Here is a 17600-nt window from a genome sequence, read left to right on the forward strand (position 1 = left end):
TGGGCTTTCCTGCGGTCAGGCTTTCTTAGGGTCCGGCTTGGCGCCGAGTTTGGGGAAGAACTGCATGATACCGCCGATGCAGGCGAGGTAAAGTCCGGTGATGGTGATGCCGACCTTGGTAAAGACGCTGACCTGTTCGCCCAAAACGCCGATCTGGTCGTAGAAGGCGGCAAGGGCCGCCTGCGCCAGCGCCAGCGCACCGAAAGCGCACCAGAGCAGCGTCATGCCAAGATTGATTGGCCGCAGCCGCACCACCCGCACGGGGTGAATGAAGTTGATCGGCACGAAGGTCAGGATGCCGGCCGCCACGACGACGCCGAAGGACACCCACTGTCCGGGCTCGATGACGAACAGCGTGAACACGACCATGTTCCAGACCACCGGAAAGCCTTTGAAGAAGTTCTCCTTCGTCTTCATTCCGGTGTCGGCATAATAGATGGCGCTGGACACCACGATGATGGCCGCCGACAGGAACGACAGCCCTTCGCCCATGAAGCCGCGCTGGTAGAGTGCGAAGGCCGGGATCAGCACGTAGGTGACATAGTCGATGATGTTGTCGAGGAGTTCGCCCGACCAGGTCGGCAAAATCTCCTTGACCTCGAGCTTGCGCGCGATCGGCCCGTCTATGCCGTCGACGAACAGCGCCAGACCCAGCCACCAGAACATCGCCGTCCAGCGTTGCTCGCTTGCCGCCACCAGAGACAGGAAGGCCAGGAACGAGCCAGACGCGGTCAACAGATGCACCGAGAATGCCCGCGCCTGCGGCCAGGTGACCTTCTTCTTCGGCCTCGGAATCCGGTCGGTGATCTTTTTGGCGGCGTTTCTGGCGGTTGTGTTCTTGCTCACGGGCCCCGCCAATCCAGTTTGCAGATTTCGGCCGAGCGGCCGGCAAAGTTCCAGTTGCGGCCGAAAGCCCGCATCTTGCTCTTGTCGGACCTGGCCACGATGATCTCCGGCGCGATCCAGTATTCCGAGTTGCCGATCACGGTATCCTTCTCGCGATCCTTGCCGGGAATCGGTGTGACCGCCCCGTCGATGATCTTCGGTATCTGGAAAATACGGGTCTTGTCACGCGTCTCGTAGGTGATCGGCACCTGCTCGACGCCGAGGAACTTGCCGACAAGGATCGACAACAGCGCGGTGGTTCCGCCGGCCTTCCCGGTGAAGATCCTGGTCAGCGCTTTCACTGCATAGACGGAGGCTCGCTTGTCGATGAACAGGCCTGCGGTCCAGTTGCCGCGGCTCATATAGCCGGGGATTTCCATGACCAGACCGAGATTGAGGCCGGACAGGTCGACCTCGCCGAAATGGCCTGCGTCGATGCGGAAGCCCGCCCAGGTCTGACAATAACCCTCCGTCGGCGGATGGCTGCCAAGCGACAGCACGCAAGGACAAAAAACCGTGCAATTGCAGGAGAGCACGAGCTCTCCTTTCATTGCCCAGCCTTGCTCTGCCATGGAATTATCCCCCGTCATGCCGAGACTACTAGCAGGGCGATTGCCCAGACAAGCAGTATCGCACCGGCCACTCGGGTTGGAAGGCTGCCGGTGGTCTGTTTTTCGATCAAGGTGAACAGGCCGATCAGCGCCATCCAGAACACGTTCATCGCGCCGACGGCAAACATCACCAGCATCAGCGCCCAGCAGCAGCCGAGGCACCACAGGCCCTGCTTCAGCCCTAGCCGGAAGATGCCACCCGGCTCCGCGCTCCAGTTGGAAAACAGTGTCGAGAACGGGTTCCGGCATTTTGTCAGGCAGGCCTGCTTGAGGCTGCTGAACTGGTAGAGGCCGGCAACCAGCAGCGCGGCCGCCGCGGCAAGGCCGCTCACCGGATCGAGCAATCGAGCGGAGGACGCAAATGCGTGGACGAGCAACGTCAGCACCGCGAAGCCGATAGAGGCGACAAGCCATGTCGAGAGGTAGCCGGCAACCAGGACCAGCGGGTGGGCCACCGGCTCGCCCTTGATGCGGGCGGTGTCGGCGATTTCACAATAGGTACGGATCATCGGCGCCGCCGACGGCAGCATCGTCGCCACAGCCATCGAAAACCACATCACGATCAACGCCAGAAGCTGTGCGCCGCCGGCATCAAGTGGTGCGGGCGTCAGGCACATGCCGAAGAAGCGGTCGAGGACATCCGGCAGCGGCAGTTGCGGCAGATATCGCAGGACCACATCGCCTGGTACGCCGGGGAGCCGGCCTTCGGCGTCGCGGATCGCCATGGCGCCGAGAATGAACCAGGCGAGCAGAATGCCGCCGGCGATGGCGATGTTGACCGTCAGGCGGGGGCTGCGGGCCAGGCTTGCCGTGGCGCGGCCGGCGCGGTCGAGGTGGCTGAAATCGTCCTGCTGGCCGGTCATGACAACCGAATGAGCCTAATCGCCGCGTTGATCAAGCCGCATGGTCTGACCTATATCCATGGGTAGACACCTGCATCGCAAACTGGAAGTCCAATTTGGATCATCGCGAGACAGCACGGATACTGGTAGCCGGCAGCGGCCCTGCCGGACTGATCGCGGCGCTCGGTTTCGCCGAGGCGGGCTTTCCGGTAACCCTGGTCGGACCCGAAGCAGGCGGGCCCGATGGCCGGACCACGGCGCTGATGAACCCTGCTCTCAACGTTCTCGATCGGCTGGGCGTGCTGGCCGAACTTGCGCCGAAGGCCGCGCCGCTGAAGGTCATGCGCATCGTTGATGCGACCAGCCGGCTGATCCGCAGCCCGGTGGTGACTTTTCGCGCCATAGAGATCGGCGAGGAGCAGTTCGGGCTCAACCTGCCCAACAGTGCGCTGAACCCGACGCTGGCCAAGTCCGTCGCGGCGCGTCCCGGCATCGAATGGCTGACGTCGATGGTCGAGAGTTGGCGTCTGGACGCCGATCAGGCGCATGCCGTCTTGACTGATGGTCGCGAAGTCTCGGCCTCGCTCGCGGTCGCTGCCGATGGGCGCCTGTCGCCGGCGCGTGAGGCGGCGGGCATAGTGGCCTCGGTGCGATCCTACCGCCAAGCGGCGCTGGTGCTGAATTTCGGCCATCGCAGCGAGCATGGTTTCACCTCGACCGAGTTCCACACAGAGACCGGGCCGTTCACCCAGGTACCGCTGCCCGGCAACCGCTCCAGCCTCGTCTGGGTGGTGAAACCGGAGACGGCGAAGGACCTCGCCGCACTCGATGACGTGACACTTTCCGAGCGTGTCGAGCAGCAGATGCAGTCGATGCTGGGCCGGGTGTCGGTTGAGCCCGGCCGACAAATTTACCCGCTTTCAGCGGCATCACCGGGGCGCTTCGCGCAAAACCGTGTGGCGCTGGTCGGCGAGGCTGCACATGTGTTCCCGCCGATCGGGGCCCAAGGTCTCAACCTCGGCATCAGGGACGTTGAGGATCTGATTGGAATCGCACGCGAAAATCGCGGCGACCCTGGCGCCGCAAGGGCTTTGGCCGCCTATGATTCCAGGCGCCGTCCCGACGTTCTGGCGCGTTCGGGCGCGGTCAATCTGCTTAACATGTCGTTGCTGTCGGACATGTTGCCGGCGCAGATGGCACGCAGCGCCGGCCTCAATGTGCTCGGCAGTTTCGCGCCGCTGCGCGCCTTTTTCATGCGCGAAGGCTTGAGGCCGGGCAGCGGCTTTGCGGCGCTTACCGGCGGTTCAGGGAAACAGGTCCGGCGGTAAGATGCCGTGGCGGATCATGTAGAGCAGCCCGGTCACCGTCAGCACCGAGAGACAGGTGGTGATCATGACGCTGGCCGAGGCGCGTTGCACCCAGACGCCATATTGCTGGGCGATGACGAAGACGTTGGTTGCAGTCGGTAATGCCGCCAAAAGCACGGCTGAAAAAACCCAGATTTCGGAAAAGTTCCCGATCCAGCTCAGCACGACGTAGCAGAGCAATGGATGCAGGATCAGCTTCAGCGCCGCGATCGACGCCAGTTCATGCGGCACGCGGTTGAGCGGCCGGAGCGCAAGCGTCACGCCCATGGCAAACAGGGCACAAGGGGCGGCTGCCCGCGAAAGATATTCAAGCAGGCGATCGACCGGCTGCGGTGGGTGAAAGCCGAGATAGGCGGCGCCGACGCCAAGCGCGGTCGCGATGATGAACGGGTGCAGGACGATTTTCCTGACTACGCCGAGGATGAGCCGCCACGGCGATGTCTTGTCGTCGCCCGACAGCGCCATCATCATCGGCGCGATGGCGAAATGCATGATATTTTCGAAGCAGAAGATCAGCGCGACGGGAACCGCCGCTTGTTCGCCGAAGGCGAGCAGCGCCAGCCCCGGCCCCATATAGCCGATATTGCCGTAGGCCGCGGCCAGCGCCTTGATCGTCGACTGGGCGATCTCGCCTGCGACGCCGTCACCGACCATACGAACATGATCGAGAAGATCGTGTAGGTGGAAAATACCGAGCCGAAGATGAAGCGCCATTCGGTCAACTGTTCGAACGGCGTGCCGGCCAGCAATTGGAAGAACAGGGCAGGAAGCGCGACATAGACGATGAAAGTGTTCATCCAGCCAAGCGCCTCCAGCGGCTGCCTGGTCATGCGTGCGACCAGAAAGCCGATGAAAATCAGCCCGAAGAACGGAAGAACAAGACCGACGACGTCAGACATTTTTGCCCTGGCCCGAAACCCCTGGACCGGGCTAGCCCGTAGCTTCATCGGGCGTCAAGCGCTTCGGCATTGAACTGACACGCTATCTGCGCCAAATAAAGCCTGATCCCAGACCTAAGTCGGGCTCGATTTTTGGCCACGGTGTGTGTAAATTCAAAGTCTTAGAGCGCTCTTCGCACATTCGAGGGGACGCCGGGCGCTCTAGAGGCTTAGTGGTGAGTATGATGAAAACGGCCAAATTTTCGATCGGACAGGTGGTTCGTCATCGGCTGTTTCCGTTCCGCGGCATCATTTTCGATGTCGATCCGCAATTCGCCAACACCGACGAATGGTACGAAGCCATCCCGGCCGACGTGCGGCCGCGCAAGGACCAGCCGTTCTACCATCTGCTCGCTGAAAACTCGGAAACCGAATACATTGCCTATGTCTCCGAGCAGAATCTGCTCGAGGATCAATCGGGCGAACCGGTCCGGCATCCGCAGATCGGCGAGATGTTCGACAAGCGGCCGGACGGACGCTACGAGCCGAAACGCCAGTCGAGACACTGACATCACCTTGCATCGACGTGACGACAACAAAAAAGCGGGGCATGACCCCGCTTTTTTGTCGCTCCGGTATCTGTCCCGGCGATTAGTTGGCGGCTTTGGCCTTGGCCTGCTCGTCCTTGAGCTTCTTGGCGAAGTCCTGGTTGTTCTTGACGACGAAATCCTGAAGTTTTTTCTGCCGATCCTCGATGTCCGACTGCTGCAGCGGCGCGCCGTCAAAGGCGCCGCTGAAGCCGGTCAAGGCAACCTTGATTGGATTTGGCTGGCTCTGGAAGTTGATCGAGGTCAGCGTGATCGCCTGTCCCTTCTTGAAGGACGCGACGAGCGCGTCGGTCAGCGGCACTTCGGCAACGCAACGGTCGGCGAAGCAAATGACATAATCCAGCTTCGTCGCCTTGCCGGCGTCTATCTGCAGGGCGATGCCGGGGGGCACCAGGCGACCTGGGGGAACCGTGACCTGGAAGACCTTGCGGTTTACCTTGCCCTTCAACTCGATCAGGCTGACGCCGGTGACGAACTGGCCGTTGCCGGCAGTGATGATGTTCTGGACATTGCAGATGTCGACATCTTCCTGCTTGGTGCAGGCCTTGAACCAACCCTGCGGAATCTGTTGCTGTGCCGAAGCGGTGGGAAGTCCGGCGCCCAGAAAGCCGACCACGCCCGCGGCCAGGACCGAAAGGCGGTATGCGTTGCTGTTCAGGCTCGTCATGTCGTGCATTTCCTCTCAAATGATCCCGGGACCGGCTTCTTCGCGCCGTGTGGTCCTGCTACCTGTTGCCGAATTGAGGCAACAGAATGACTTCGGAGCGCGTGTTACACTGCATGAGCAGCCGAATCCAGCCCGCCGCCTGCAATTCTTGGCCTCGCAATTTGGGTCGTGCGATTTGGATTGATGTATCTGGCCGGAGCGCCGCGGCGCCATGTTAGGGTGCACTCCGAATCATCAAGCCGCCCAGTAAGGAGACGGTCATGGGCCGCATTCTTGTTTGGCTGATCGCCGCAATCTCGTTCTTCGCCTTTGCACCCGGCGTGGCGATGTCGGAACCGAAACATGCCATCGCCATGCAGGGCGAGCCGGCGCTGCCAGCCGACTACCAGCAGTTCGACTACGTCAATCCCGATGCGCCCAAGGGCGGCAACGTCACTTACTGCGTCGTCGGCAGCTTCGACAATCTGAACCCGTTCATCCTGAAGAGCCTGCGCACCACGGCGCGCGGCATGCAGGACCTCATTTTCGGCAATCTCGTCTTCGAGCCGTTGATGATGCGCAACTACGACGAGGCCTTCACCCTCTATGGCCTGCTCGCAGACAGCGCCGATATGGACCTGGAGCGCAAATCGATCGAATTCCACCTTAATCCAAATGCGAAGTGGTCGGACGGTGAGCCGGTGACGCCGGATGACGTGCTGTTCACCTACGATGTCTTCACCGACAAGGGCCGCCCGCCCTACAGGGATCGCATGAGCCTGATCGCCAAGCTCGAAAAGACCGGCGATCACAGCGTGCGCTTCACCTTCAACGACAAGGCCAATCGCGAGACCCCCTTGATCATCGCGCTGACGCCGATCATCCCAAAGCACGCCTTCAACAAGGATACCTTCGACAAGACGACGTTGAAGCCGGTGATCGGCAGCGGTCCCTACATCATCGACAAGGTGCAGCCGGGACAGCGCATCGTGTTCAAGCGCAACCCGAATTACTGGGGCAAGGACATCCCTTCCAAGCGCGGCTTCGACAATTACGACCAGATCACCATCGAGTACTTCCTCAACGCCAATGCCAAGACGGAAGCGTTCAAGAAAGGCATCTGCGCCATTTACGATGAGGGCGATCCGGTCAAGCGCGAGCGCGATATCGATTTTCCCGCCTTTCATCGCGGCGAGGTGATCGCCGAGACCTTCGACACCGGCATACCGCCCGTGGTGACCGGGTTCCTGTTCAACACGCGACTGGAGAAGTTTTCCAATCCGGAGGTGCGGCGCGCCCTCGGCATGCTCTACGACTTCGAATGGGCCAACAAGAACCTGTTCGGCGGCAAGTACACGCGCACGATGAGCTACTGGCAGAATTCCGAACTTTCCGCGCTCGGCCATCCCGCCAGCGACAGGGAAAAGGCGCTGCTGGCGCCCTACCCCGGCCGCGTGCCGGCCGATGTCATGGACGGCAGCTGGCGACCGCCGGTGAATGACGGCACCGGCCAGGACCGCAAGGTGCTGAAGGTGGCGTTCGACCTGCTGAAGAGTCAGGGCTACGCCGTTAGGGATGGGGTCCTGCTGGACCCAAAGGGAACTCCCTTCGGTTTCGAGATCCTGACGGCCTCGCAGGACGAGGAACGCTTTGCCGCCATCTATCAGCGCTCGCTGGAAAAGATCGGCATCGCGGTGACCATCCGCAGCCTCGAAGCCGACCAGATCCAGTCGCGCAAGCAGCGTTTCGACTTTGAGGTTCTTGTCGGGTCGAGCGGGTTCAGCAACTCGCTGTCGCCCGGTATGGAGCAGAACCTTCGCTGGGGTTCTTCAGAGGCCAAAAGAGAAGGTTCATTCAATCTGGCCGGCGTCGCCGATCCAGCGGTCGACGCGGCGATCGACGCGATGCTTAGAGCACGGACCAAGGAAGACTATGTCGCCGCCGTGCGCGTGCTCGACCGATTGCTGATCTCCGGCAACTACATGGTGCCGATGCAGTACAACGCGCAGCAATGGCTCGCTTACTGGAATTATCTGGACCATCCCAAAAAGACGCCCATATTCGGTTATCAATGGCCGACCTGGTGGCGCAAGCCGAACTGAGCGTGGCCGAGATCGGTCTTGCTGAAACGTTCGGCTGCAGGAGATCAAGATGAGCGATGACAATTCCATTACCATCGACGTGGTCTCCGACGTCGTCTGCCCCTGGTGCTTCGTCGGCCAGAGGCGGCTCGACAAGGCGATCGCCGCTGCTGGCGACGTCCAGGTTCATGTGCGCTGGCGGCCGTTCCAGCTCGACCCGACCATCCCATCCGAGGGCAAGGACCGGCGCGAATACATGCTGGCCAAATTCGGCAGCGACGAGCGCATCCGTCAGATGCATGCCCGCATAGAGCCGCTCGGCGAAGCCGAAGGCATCGATTTCGCTTTCGACGCCATCAAGGTGGCCGCCAACACGCTGGACGCGCATCGTGTCATCCGCTGGGCCGGTGCCGCCGGTGAAGCCGTGCAGAACCGGCTCGTGCGCCGGCTGTTCCAACTGTATTTCGAGAAAGGCGGCAATATTGGCAACCACGCCGTGCTGATCGATGCCGCCCGCGAGGCCGACATGGACGCTGCCGTGGTCGAAACGCTCCTGCCGACCGAAGCCGACGTCGAGGAGGTGCGCACAGAAATCGCCACGGCATCGCGGATGGGGATCACTGGCGTGCCGTGCTTCCTGCTCGAAGGCAAATACGCCGTCATGGGCGCGCAGGACGCCGACACGCTGACTGATGCCATCCGCCAAGTCGCGGCCGCAAAGGCCAAGGGCGAGCTGGAAAGGGCCGGCTGACCGAAGTTATTTCACCGTCACCTTGGCTTTGCTGAGGAAGAAGCCATGCCCGTTGCTGCCCGTGCAGGTCAGTCCCTTGGTTGACGACTGGCAGGTAAACGGCCCTTTGCTCCAGCTGTTGCCATAGGCCAGCTTCGCGACATCGCTGCAGCAGCCCTGCTCTCCCGGATTCTTGATCAAGGTCGCCGGGCCGTTCGGCCCAAGGATCACGGTGACGTAGCTGGGCTCGACGCGCGAACAGCTCAGTTCCGGACCGCCATCCTGTGGTTCGTAGGTGCTGGTGCCGCCCTTCGGCGTGTAGATGCAGCCGATGTTGCCGGACGGAGCATTGAACTCGATTTGCCCTTCGGCGCTTGCCGGAATGGTCTGGCTGACGGCATGCGCAAGAGGCAGCCAGGCAAAGAGCGTCACCATTGCGGGAACGGCTGCGCGTGCAAGCATTGGGGAGCTTCCTTGTTGGGGACCGGACATGCATCGGTGCCGACAGTGCCCGGCAAGGTTCATTCCAGTGCGCTTGATTGTCAAACGGTGTTGAGCTGCAGCTAAAAAGCGTGGGCCAACTCATGAGCAGTCGCCGTGCAGGAGCGACGATCTTGCGTGCCCAACCATGATGGCCGGTGAAATGATTCGGGCGGCCTAGGGCGATCACGGACGGCAATTTTTCGGGCGATCCGGTTAGCGCGCGGTGGGAAAACCGGCCGACGGGCAGGCCTTTTGGTCACAAAGCCGTGTATGAGCCTTCCCTCAGGGAATATATTCGCAGATCTGAGCGTTCTCGCAACACATTGAAACAAAGGACAAATTTGACCCAAAGACGGCGATCTCGCAGCACCAACTGTTGCCTCATGGCAACGGCGGGTGGGCTGCTTCACATTCGCCGGGATAAAATTCATAGAAAATGATCAATTGGTGTTACTATCCGTAACAAAACTAAAAAAGGTTTGGGCGGGATTGTGATTCGGGTCGACAGACCGCGACGTTCAATATCGGCACTTTGGAACCGCGACGCCCCCGCCGGGCCGTCGCCCCTGACGCCAGTATCGTCGATGCGGACCTTCTGGGGACTGATGCGGGCCTACTGGTTCTCGGACCGGTGGAGGGAAGCCTGGGCTCTCACCGTCGTCCTCGCACTCATCATAGCCCTGTCGAGCAAGGCGGACGTCTGGTTTACCGTGTTGGCGGGCGAACTGGCAGCCTCAATCGCTTTTTTTCACGACGCCGCGAATACCACGCCCCTTGAATCGGTGCTTACCAATGCCGGCCTGCTTGTCCTGCTGGTCGTGTTCAAGGACATGGGAATCATAGGCGCCTGCAAATTTGTATCGGCGACATTGCATCGCAAATGGCGCGCCTGGTTGAACGCGCGTTTCAATGCGGCGCTGCTCGATACCAACCATACGCACTACCACGCCCAGAATGGCTCGCCAGATGCGCCAGCGCCCGACAACATTGATCAGCGCGTGCAGGAATCCATCAAAGACATGGCGGGCGGCGCCATCGGGCTTGCCCAAGGTGTGTTCGGCGTCTTCACCTCACTTTATTTTGTCGGCGGCGCTTTGCTGGCGAATTCCGTGGAGGTAAAAGGCTTGGATGCCCTCGGCAGCTATGGCAGCGCCGTCCTCGCTCTGCTGGCGGTTGCCATCTACGTGCCGGTCAATACCTGGATCGCGATCAAACTCGGCGGAATGCTGGAGTGGCTCAACGTCAGGATGCAGAAGGCCGAAGGCACCTATCGCAGCGAGCTGATCACTTTGTTGCGCCGCAGTTTCCATGTGTCGGCGTCGCAAGGCGAAGACGTGCAAAAGACGATACATGGACGGCTCTATCTCGATATTGATACCACCTGGTCGAAGCTCAACATCGTCAACACCCTCTATGCGGGATTCGAATCGGTCTACAATTTCGTCGGGGCCAAAGTTGTCGCCTACGGACCTGGTCTGGTGCCGTTCATCCACAACGGCGTCGACCTCAAGGGCTACATAACCGGTTCCGAGCAGGTCAACGCGCTGATCAGCAAATGTTCCTGGTTCATCCATGTCATGCCGAGTCTCGCCACCTTGCGGGCCAACAGCCAGCGCGTCATTGAATTGGCGCACGCCATTGAAAACGTCCAACAGCCGCAGGAATTCTACAGCCAGACCGGCCGTTCCGATTTCCACTATGCCAGCCAGAACCCGGTCTTCGGCCTGACCATCCAGAAGCTTGAACTGGCGCATCAGGGTGAAGACGCCACGCCGTTCCTGAGCGCAGCCAATCTGCGCTTTCGGCGCGGCGAGTGGGCATTCCTCAAGGGCGAATCCGGCTGCGGCAAGACTTCGCTGATCAAGGCGATCAACGGCTTGTGGCCTTATGGCCGCGGCACCATCGTCTTCCCTGACGGTGTGAGGAGCTTCTATGCCGCCCAGGAGGTCAAGCTGCAGCTGGTGTCGCTGAAGCAGCTGGTGTGCCTGCCCGGCTCCGAGGACGACTATGGCGATGCGCAGGTCGCGGCAGCCCTGCACAAGGCCGGCCTTGGCGATTTCATCGAACACATGGCCGATGAAAGCCGCGAGGGAAAGATCTGGGACCAGCTGCTTTCCGGCGGCCAAAAGCAGAAGCTGGTTGTGGCCCGCATCGTGCTGCAGCAACCGGGACTGCTGTTCCTCGACGAAGCGACCGGCGCGCTCGATCCCGATGGCAAGATCGCCTTCCACCAGGCGATCAAGGACAATTGCCCCGATGTCACCGTGATCAGCATCATGCATGAGGCGGTGGCGCCACGCTCGGCCTCGGGCGAGGAATTCTACCACAGCGTGGTCGCGATCGCCGATGGCGTCGCCACCAAGAGGCCGCTTGTTCCGAACCTTCCGCGCGAGCTCACCACCATCCTTACGCAGCCGCGGCCGGTCGAGGACAAATGGATGCGTTTTTCACGCCGGCTGAAGCAGAAATAGCAGCCACGCCGAAGCGCGTTCCGCCACTGGCGGCGGGGCACTCGCTCCCTCCCCCTTCAATAATCATCACAGTCTCGCGATTGGGCCGGCTCCCGGCTGTTTTCCGCCACCCCCGCGATTGACTCGCCAAGATGCGCTCCTATGTTGCGCCCGCTCGCTGAATTCCAACTCGAACCCGCGAGCAGAAAGGTCACGGCGCCATGCCTGGCGACAGTAGTCGAACGCAACCGCCGTCCGCCTCGATGTGACCTCTAACGGCTCACGTTCCGCCGGACGGCAAGGAGTGAGCCATGAACGAATTTACCCCCGTCGTAGCGGGCGACGATGCCGTCGCGATCGCGCGTATCCTTGCCAATGATCACGTCGCCGATGTCGTCGAGGCCCTGAACCGGGAAGCTCGCGATACCGCGATAGAACTGCTTTGCGAAATGCCGTTCGAGCGGCTGGTCGAGATCTTCGACCAGCCTGAACTCGACGGCGCCTCCGATCTGGCCGAGGCGCTGCCGCGCGCCAAGGCGTGCAAGCTCCTGACCGCCATGTCGGTCGACCGCGCCGCCGATATCCTGCGCGAACTGGACGAACCGGCGCGCTCCGAGCTGCTCGGCGGGTTGGTCCCGCCGCTGCGGGCAACGCTGCTTTCCATTCTCGGCTATCCCGAAGGCAGCGCCGCCTCGATCATGACGACCGAATTCGTCAGCGTGCCGTCGGACTGGTCCGTCGGGCGCACGCTCGACTACATCCGCAAGGTGGAGCGGACGCGGGAGACCGTCTACGCCATCTACATCGTCGATCCAGACACGCATGTGCTGGTGCGCTCGACCGGCCTGCGCCGGCTGATCACCGGCGAGCCGGACGATCCGATCCTGTCGGTGGCGCCGGATCGCGCCCCGGTGACGGTGACGCCGCTGACCGATCGCGAGACACTGGCGCAGACGATCTCCAAATATGACCTGCTCGCGGTTCCCGTCGTCGACCATGGCAAGATCCTCGGCATCGTCACCATCGACGACATCATCGACACCATGATCGAGGAGACGACCGAGGACGCGCATCGCTTCGGCGGCATGGAGGCGCTCGACGAGCCCTACATGAAGATGAGCTTTCTCGCCATGATCAAGAAGCGCGGCGGCTGGCTGTGCGCGCTGTTCATCTCGGAGATGCTGACCGCCAATGCCATGCAAAGCTATGAAGGCGAACTGCAAAAAGCGATCGTGCTCACTCTGTTCATCCCGCTGATCATGAGCTCGGGCGGCAATTCCGGTTCGCAGGCGACCTCGCTCGTCATTCGCGCGCTGGCGCTGCGCGAGATCGGCCTTCGCGACTGGTGGCGGGTGGCGTTGCGCGAATTGCCCACCGGCTTCGTGCTCGGCGCCATGCTTGGCGTGGTCGGCATCTGCCGCATCGCGCTCTGGCAGTATATGGGCTTCTACGATTATGGGCCGCATTGGCCGCTGATCGCGGCGACCGTGGGGGCAGCACTCGTCGGCATCGTCACCTTCGGCTCGCTGTCGGGGTCGATGCTGCCGTTCGCGCTGAAACGGATCGGCTTCGATCCGGCGAGCGCCTCGGCGCCGTTCGTCGCCACGCTGGTCGATGTCACCGGCCTGGTGATCTATTTCTCGGTGGCGCTGGTCATCCTGCGCGGCACTTTGTTGTAATAAGCTTCAGGCTCCCATCTCGGTGGCAACAGCGGCTGCCATGGGGGGTTCTTCAAGATCGAGCGCGCGGGCGTCAATCGACCCGCACGCCGTTCTTCACGCGGTAGGTAGGCTTGTACATGGTGACCAGTTCCTCCGCTGCCGTCGGGTGGACGGCCATGGTGCGGTCGAAATCATCCTTGGTGACGCCGGCCTTCAGCGGAATGCCGAGCAACTGCGCCATCTCGCCGGCGTCCGGCCCGAGGATGTGCGCGCCGAGCACTTTTCGCGTGGCGCCATCGACCACCAGCTTCGTCAGCATCTTTTCGTCGCGGCCCGACAGCGTGTGCCGCATCGGCCGGAATGTGGCGCGGTAGATTTCGATATCGGAGTAGCGCTTGACGGCATCGTCCTCGGACAGCCCGACGGTGCCGATCTCCGGCTGTGAGAAGACGGCGGTCGGAATGGTGTCGTGGTCGGGCGCGGTCGGATTGCCCTTGAATGCGGTCTCGATGAAGCACATGGCTTCGTGGATCGCCACAGGCGTCAACTGCACGCGGTTGGTGACGTCGCCGATCGCCCAGATGTTGTCGATGTTGGTGCGGGAATACTGGTCGACAACGATGGCGCCGGTTATGCCGAGCTCGATACCGACGCCTTCCAGGCCCATATTCTCGGTGTTTGGGAGGCGGCCGATGGCGAGCATGACCTGGTCGATCGTCAGCACCTTGCCGCCGGTGACCAACGCATCCAGCCTGCCGTCCGGCCGTTTGCGGACCCATTCCGACACGGCGTGGCAGAGGATCTTGATCCCCTTCTTTTCCATGGTTTCGTGCAGCATGTGCCGCAGGTCCATGTCGAAGCGCGACAGTATCTCCTTGCCGCGATAGACCAGCGTGGTGTCGACGCCCAAGCCATGGAAGATATTGGCGAATTCGACGGCGATGTAGCCTCCGCCCTCGATCATGATCGCCTTCGGCAGTTGCTTGAGGTCGAAAACCTCATTGGAAAAGATGCAATGCTCGTGACCGGGCAGCGCCGGGTGCGGCGCCGGCCGGCCGCCGGTGGCGATCAGGATCTGGTCGGCGGTGACGGTGCGGTCATCGCCCAGGAGATGCACGACATGCGGGTCGACCAGCATGGCGCGCGAGTGGAACGTCTCGCCGCCGGCGCCTTTCACGTTCTTTTCGTAGATCGCTTCCAGACGGGCAATCTCGCGGTCCTTGTTGGCGACCAGCGTCGGCCAGTCGAAGCTCGCCTCCGGCACCGTCCAGCCATAGCCGGCGGCGTCGGCAAAATGCTCGGGAAATTGCGAGGCATAGACATAGAGTTTTTTCGGCACGCAGCCACGGATGACGCAGGTGCCGCCATAGCGGTATTCCTCGGCGATGCCGACACGCTTGCCGAGCGCTGCCGCCACGCGCGCCGCCCTCACCCCGCCGGAGCCGCCGCCGATGACGAAGAGATCGTAGTCGTAACCGGCCATGCTGCTGTTCCTTGCCCCAAGAAATGTTTGAGACAGGTAGGCTGCATGAAGCCAAAAGAAAAGCCCGGTTTCCACCGGGCTTTCTGGTCCAGCGGCAAGGATGCCGGTGGCGAAATCAGACGTCTTAGTTCTTCGGCGCTTCCGGCTGGTCACCGTCTGCGGGCGCATCGCCGTCGGCAGGTGCAGCGCCATCGGCGGGGGCAGTTGCGTTATCCGGCGCAGGCGCGGCCGGAGCAGCGGCCTTCGCGGCGGCTGCCAGCGTTTCGCCGACCTGCTGGGCGAGATCGCGCGCCAGGCCGTTCTGCCAGATGTCGGCGGCCTTGACCAGTTCGCGCGTCACGTTGGGGCCGTTGTCGAGCAGCTTCTTGCCGGCATCGGAATTGTAGAAGGCGGCGATGTCGGTGAGATCCTTCTCGGAGAACACCTTGGCATAGGCGAGCGCTGCTTCCTTCTCCAGATCGGCACGACGCGAGGCCAGCGCCAGTGCCTTTTCGCCGACGGTCTTGCCGATCAGCTCCTGCATATCAGGGTTCTTCTGGATAAGCTGCTGCTCGAGCGAGGCCGCCGCTTGCGGCAGGATGTTGTCGAACGAGTCGGTCGCGTGGATTGCCGTGATCGCCGCCCGTGCTGCCTTCAGATGCGATTCCGTGATCTCCTGCGAGAACGCCGGGGAGGAGAAGGCGAAAACGGCCGAAGCCGCCAGAACGGCGCAAAGATTGCGAACCCGGTTATGCAACATCATGATCGGTAGAACTCCCTGGTTTTCGGGCGGCATGGACTGTTTGGATGCCGTCGCCGCCGGCGATGATGGCCGCTGACGCCAGCCCGATGAAAAGACCATGCTCGACCACACCAGGAATGGCATGGAGAGCATTCGAAAGCGCTCTTGTATCCGGAATGCGGCCAAAAGATGCATCGAGGATAAAATGGCCGCCGTCTGTAACAAAAGGCTGGCCCCCCGTCATCCTCAATGTAACCGGGCCGGAAAGGCCGAGACTTTTGGCCGCTGCCGCGACCGCGATTTCAGTGGCGCGCAGGCCAAATTGGTTGACTTCGATCGGCAACGGAAACTGGCCAAGGGTGTCGACCATCTTCGAGCGATCGGCAATGACGATCATGCGCTGAGATGCCGCCGCGACGATCTTTTCGCGCAGCAGCGCGCCGCCGCCGCCTTTGATCAGCGTCAGCGCCGCGTCGATCTCGTCGGCGCCGTCGACGGTGAGGTCGAGCTCGGGCGTTTCCTCAAGCGTCGACAGCGGCACGCCGAGTTCGCGGCAAAGGGCTGCAGTGCGCTCCGACGTCGGCACGCCGATGACGGACAAGCCGGTGGCGATCTTTTCGGCCAGCAGCCGCACGAATTCGTCGGCCGTCGTCCCGGTGCCGATGCCGATGCGCATGCCGTCACTGACATGGGCAAGGGCAGCCCGCGCGGCCTCGACCTTCAACTGCCTCGCATCCATGCTCGCCCCGGGGATTTGGCTTGGTTCTGATTTTTCTGGATGCGCGCTCCTAGCACTTTTGCCCGCAGGGTCAAAGACTTTGGCTCGCACCGGCTTGCCTGAAAGAAGCGCAGCCGCTATCGCCTGCCTGCAATGCATCAGCCACAGGACAGGCCATGACCCAACCGATCATCGTGTTCGACCTCGACGGGACGCTGATCGACACGGCGCCGGACCTGCTCGACAGCCTCAACCACAGCCTTGCCGCCAGCGAGCTTGCCGCTGTCGACGAGGCCGGCTTCCGGCGTTTTGTCGGCCAGGGCGGACGGGTGATGATCGAGCGCGCGCATACCGCGCAGCAGAAGTCGCTGGCGGTGGAGGAGCACGACCGGCTGCTGAAACTGTTCCTCGACCACTACACGCTCAACATCCCCGGCAAGTCCCGCCCCTACCCCGGCGTGGTCGATGCGATCGCCCGCTTCGAGAAGGCCGGCTACCTGCTTGCCATCTGCACCAACAAATATGAGGCGAATTCGAAAGCGCTGATCGAGGCGCTCGGCCTGACAAAGCATTTCGCCGCGATCGCCGGCCAGGACACGTTCGCGTTCCGCAAGCCCGACCCGCGCCATCTGACCGAGACCATCCGGCTCGCCGGCGGCGATCCGCATCATGCGCTGATGGTCGGCGATTCGCAGACCGACATCGACACCGCCAAGGCCGCCGGCATTCCGGTCGTCGCCGTCGATTTCGGCTACACCGACCGCCATGTCAGGGAATTCGAGCCATCGGCGGTGATTTCGCATTTCGACGCGCTGACGCTCGACCTGGCGGAACGGCTGATTGCAGCTGCGGCCGGCTGAGCGAAACGGGCGATTGCGCGGCAGCGCCTGCCCTCGCCTATTTCAGGCACAGAAGGCCGGCGCATCGCCTTGACTTCACAACCCTGCCTCCCTTATATCGCGGCTCGCTTGGCCTTCGGGCAACGAGCGGGCGATTAGCTCAGCGGGAGAGCACACCCTTCACACGGGTGGGGTCGCAGGTTCAATCCCTGCATCGCCCACCATTTTCTTTCCCTGAACAGCGCACTCCAAGCCAGCACTCCTAGCAGCTGCAACTCGCCCCTTCCCCACCAAAATTCTTCTGCGCGAAGTTCAAGGCGCTTGAGTAGCTCGTGTAGCTCTGGAACTGGCAGACATCGGAGCCGTTGCGCACCTTCATCTGCTCGAGATCCCAGAACGAAACCTCGATGTGATCGTTGGCGCAATAGACCGTGTATTTTTCAGGCTCCAGCGCGTTGGCTTTCTGCAGCGGCATGGAGACGGCTGGAATGCAAAGCGCGGAAAGTGCAAGCATGACGGCGTGACGCGTGCGCATGTAAAAACCTCTGGAGTGAGAACAGCCCGTATTTGTCGCGACGATAGTGAGCGGCGCATCGC

16 protein-coding genes, 1 tRNA gene and 1 pseudogene are annotated in these 17600 nt (G+C 61.9%); 8 read left to right on the forward strand and 10 right to left on the reverse strand.

The window, feature by feature from the left end; genetic code table 11:
* Positions 1–15 precede the first annotated feature (15 nt).
* Genes pcsA through NLY43_RS00925 form a run of 3 tightly spaced genes read right to left on the reverse strand, consistent with a single transcriptional unit; the run spans position 16 to position 2359 of the window.
* Entirely contained in the window at positions 16–846 is an 831-nt protein-coding gene (gene pcsA, locus NLY43_RS00915; protein ID WP_023688483.1) for a phosphatidylcholine synthase, read from the reverse strand.
* Positions 843–1457, reverse strand: a complete 615-nt coding sequence (locus NLY43_RS00920; protein WP_023688484.1) for a DUF1326 domain-containing protein — start codon at positions 1455–1457, stop codon at positions 843–845. The genes pcsA and NLY43_RS00920 overlap by 4 nt, the downstream gene beginning before the upstream one ends.
* Positions 1458–1471: 14 nt before the next feature.
* Positions 1472–2359, reverse strand: coding sequence for a DUF2182 domain-containing protein (locus NLY43_RS00925; protein WP_023688485.1), 888 nt, complete (start codon positions 2357–2359; stop codon positions 1472–1474).
* A 95-nt stretch (positions 2360–2454) separates the two neighbouring features.
* Here NLY43_RS00925 and NLY43_RS00930 point away from each other — a divergent pair, with 95 nt between their 5' ends.
* Entirely contained in the window at positions 2455–3666 is a 1212-nt protein-coding gene (locus NLY43_RS00930) for a UbiH/UbiF family hydroxylase (protein WP_023710506.1), read from the forward strand.
* On the opposite strand, the pseudogene NLY43_RS00935 reads toward NLY43_RS00930, so the two are convergent.
* A pseudogene (locus tag NLY43_RS00935) lies at positions 3643–4604 on the reverse strand (AEC family transporter). The gene NLY43_RS00930 and the pseudogene NLY43_RS00935 sit on opposite strands and share 24 nt — an antisense overlap.
* Positions 4605–4828: 224 nt before the next feature.
* Between NLY43_RS00935 and hspQ the strand changes: the two are divergent.
* Positions 4829–5152 carry a heat shock protein HspQ gene (gene hspQ / locus NLY43_RS00940; protein ID WP_023668971.1) on the forward strand — a complete coding sequence of 108 codons (324 nt, stop codon included), beginning with the start codon at positions 4829–4831 and terminating at the stop codon, positions 5150–5152.
* Between the two features lie 82 nt (positions 5153–5234).
* On the opposite strand, the gene NLY43_RS00945 is transcribed toward hspQ, so the two are convergent.
* The gene (locus NLY43_RS00945) at positions 5235–5858 is read right to left on the reverse strand and encodes an invasion associated locus B family protein (protein ID WP_023668972.1); all 624 of its coding nucleotides are present in this window, start codon (positions 5856–5858) and stop codon (positions 5235–5237) included.
* A gap of 260 nt (positions 5859–6118) precedes the next feature.
* Here NLY43_RS00945 and NLY43_RS00950 point away from each other — a divergent pair, with 260 nt between their 5' ends.
* Both NLY43_RS00950 and NLY43_RS00955 read left to right on the forward strand, forming a co-directional pair.
* Positions 6119–7939 carry an extracellular solute-binding protein gene (locus tag NLY43_RS00950; RefSeq protein WP_023710505.1) on the forward strand — a complete coding sequence of 607 codons (1821 nt, stop codon included), beginning with the start codon at positions 6119–6121 and terminating at the stop codon, positions 7937–7939.
* Between the two features lie 49 nt (positions 7940–7988).
* Positions 7989–8669, forward strand: coding sequence for a DsbA family oxidoreductase (locus tag NLY43_RS00955; protein WP_023710504.1), 681 nt, complete (start codon positions 7989–7991; stop codon positions 8667–8669).
* 6 nt (positions 8670–8675) lie between these two features.
* Here NLY43_RS00955 and NLY43_RS00960 read toward each other — a convergent pair whose 3' ends face one another.
* Positions 8676–9110: a hypothetical protein gene (locus NLY43_RS00960; RefSeq protein ID WP_023682515.1), complete on the reverse strand. Its 435-nt coding sequence runs from the start codon at positions 9108–9110 to the stop codon at positions 8676–8678.
* Positions 9111–9715: 605 nt separating this feature from the next.
* Between NLY43_RS00960 and NLY43_RS00965 the strand changes: the two genes are divergently transcribed.
* Together NLY43_RS00965 and mgtE are read left to right on the forward strand one after the other, a co-directional pair.
* Positions 9716–11602: an ABC transporter ATP-binding protein/permease gene (locus NLY43_RS00965; RefSeq protein ID WP_023710503.1), complete on the forward strand. Its 1887-nt coding sequence runs from the start codon at positions 9716–9718 to the stop codon at positions 11600–11602.
* A 290-nt stretch (positions 11603–11892) separates the two neighbouring features.
* Positions 11893–13260, forward strand: coding sequence for a magnesium transporter (gene mgtE / locus NLY43_RS00970; protein WP_023710502.1), 1368 nt, complete (start codon positions 11893–11895; stop codon positions 13258–13260).
* Positions 13261–13333: 73 nt separating this feature from the next.
* Here mgtE and gor read toward each other — a convergent pair whose 3' ends face one another.
* From gor to rpiA, 3 genes are all read right to left on the reverse strand, one after another.
* Complete coding sequence (gor, locus tag NLY43_RS00975; RefSeq protein WP_023691326.1) at positions 13334–14725, reverse strand: glutathione-disulfide reductase; 1392 nt, start codon at positions 14723–14725, stop codon at positions 13334–13336.
* A gap of 124 nt (positions 14726–14849) precedes the next feature.
* A complete protein-coding gene (locus tag NLY43_RS00980; RefSeq protein WP_023696130.1) occupies positions 14850–15467 on the reverse strand; it encodes a DUF2059 domain-containing protein in 618 nt (205 codons plus the stop codon).
* The gene (gene rpiA / locus NLY43_RS00985; RefSeq protein ID WP_023710501.1) at positions 15454–16185 is read right to left on the reverse strand and encodes a ribose-5-phosphate isomerase RpiA; all 732 of its coding nucleotides are present in this window, start codon (positions 16183–16185) and stop codon (positions 15454–15456) included. The genes NLY43_RS00980 and rpiA overlap by 14 nt, the downstream gene beginning before the upstream one ends.
* A 155-nt stretch (positions 16186–16340) precedes the next feature.
* Between rpiA and NLY43_RS00990 the strand changes: the two genes are divergently transcribed.
* Positions 16341–17024 (forward strand): phosphoglycolate phosphatase, encoded by a 684-nt coding sequence (locus NLY43_RS00990; RefSeq protein WP_023696132.1) that lies wholly within the window; start codon positions 16341–16343, stop codon positions 17022–17024.
* Between the two features lie 128 nt (positions 17025–17152).
* Positions 17153–17227 (forward strand) — tRNA-Val (locus tag NLY43_RS00995).
* Between the two features lie 38 nt (positions 17228–17265).
* Here NLY43_RS00995 and NLY43_RS01000 read toward each other — a convergent pair.
* Positions 17266–17538: a hypothetical protein gene (locus NLY43_RS01000; RefSeq protein ID WP_023696133.1), complete on the reverse strand. Its 273-nt coding sequence runs from the start codon at positions 17536–17538 to the stop codon at positions 17266–17268.
* Between the last annotated feature and the right edge of the window lie 62 nt (positions 17539–17600).

The organism is Mesorhizobium sp. C416B, assembly GCF_030323165.1.
Lineage (GTDB): Bacteria > Pseudomonadota > Alphaproteobacteria > Rhizobiales > Rhizobiaceae > Mesorhizobium.

Coding starts and splice junctions, on each gene's coding strand:
- gor (WP_023691326.1), bottom strand. CDS start 14,725: ATGGCCGGTTACGACTACGATCTCTTCGTCATCGGCGGCGGCTCCGGC.
- NLY43_RS00965 (WP_023710503.1), top strand. CDS start 9,716: ATGCGGACCTTCTGGGGACTGATGCGGGCCTACTGGTTCTCGGACCGG.
- NLY43_RS00990 (WP_023696132.1), top strand. CDS start 16,341: ATGACCCAACCGATCATCGTGTTCGACCTCGACGGGACGCTGATCGAC.
- NLY43_RS00980 (WP_023696130.1), bottom strand. CDS start 15,467: ATGATGTTGCATAACCGGGTTCGCAATCTTTGCGCCGTTCTGGCGGCT.
- mgtE (WP_023710502.1), top strand. CDS start 11,893: ATGAACGAATTTACCCCCGTCGTAGCGGGCGACGATGCCGTCGCGATC.
- NLY43_RS01000 (WP_023696133.1), bottom strand. CDS start 17,538: ATGCGCACGCGTCACGCCGTCATGCTTGCACTTTCCGCGCTTTGCATT.
- hspQ (WP_023668971.1), top strand. CDS start 4,829: ATGAAAACGGCCAAATTTTCGATCGGACAGGTGGTTCGTCATCGGCTG.
- NLY43_RS00960 (WP_023682515.1), bottom strand. CDS start 9,110: ATGCTTGCACGCGCAGCCGTTCCCGCAATGGTGACGCTCTTTGCCTGG.
- NLY43_RS00955 (WP_023710504.1), top strand. CDS start 7,989: ATGAGCGATGACAATTCCATTACCATCGACGTGGTCTCCGACGTCGTC.
- NLY43_RS00945 (WP_023668972.1), bottom strand. CDS start 5,858: ATGACGAGCCTGAACAGCAACGCATACCGCCTTTCGGTCCTGGCCGCG.
- NLY43_RS00925 (WP_023688485.1), bottom strand. CDS start 2,359: ATGACCGGCCAGCAGGACGATTTCAGCCACCTCGACCGCGCCGGCCGC.
- NLY43_RS00950 (WP_023710505.1), top strand. CDS start 6,119: ATGGGCCGCATTCTTGTTTGGCTGATCGCCGCAATCTCGTTCTTCGCC.
- rpiA (WP_023710501.1), bottom strand. CDS start 16,185: ATGGATGCGAGGCAGTTGAAGGTCGAGGCCGCGCGGGCTGCCCTTGCC.
- NLY43_RS00920 (WP_023688484.1), bottom strand. CDS start 1,457: ATGGCAGAGCAAGGCTGGGCAATGAAAGGAGAGCTCGTGCTCTCCTGC.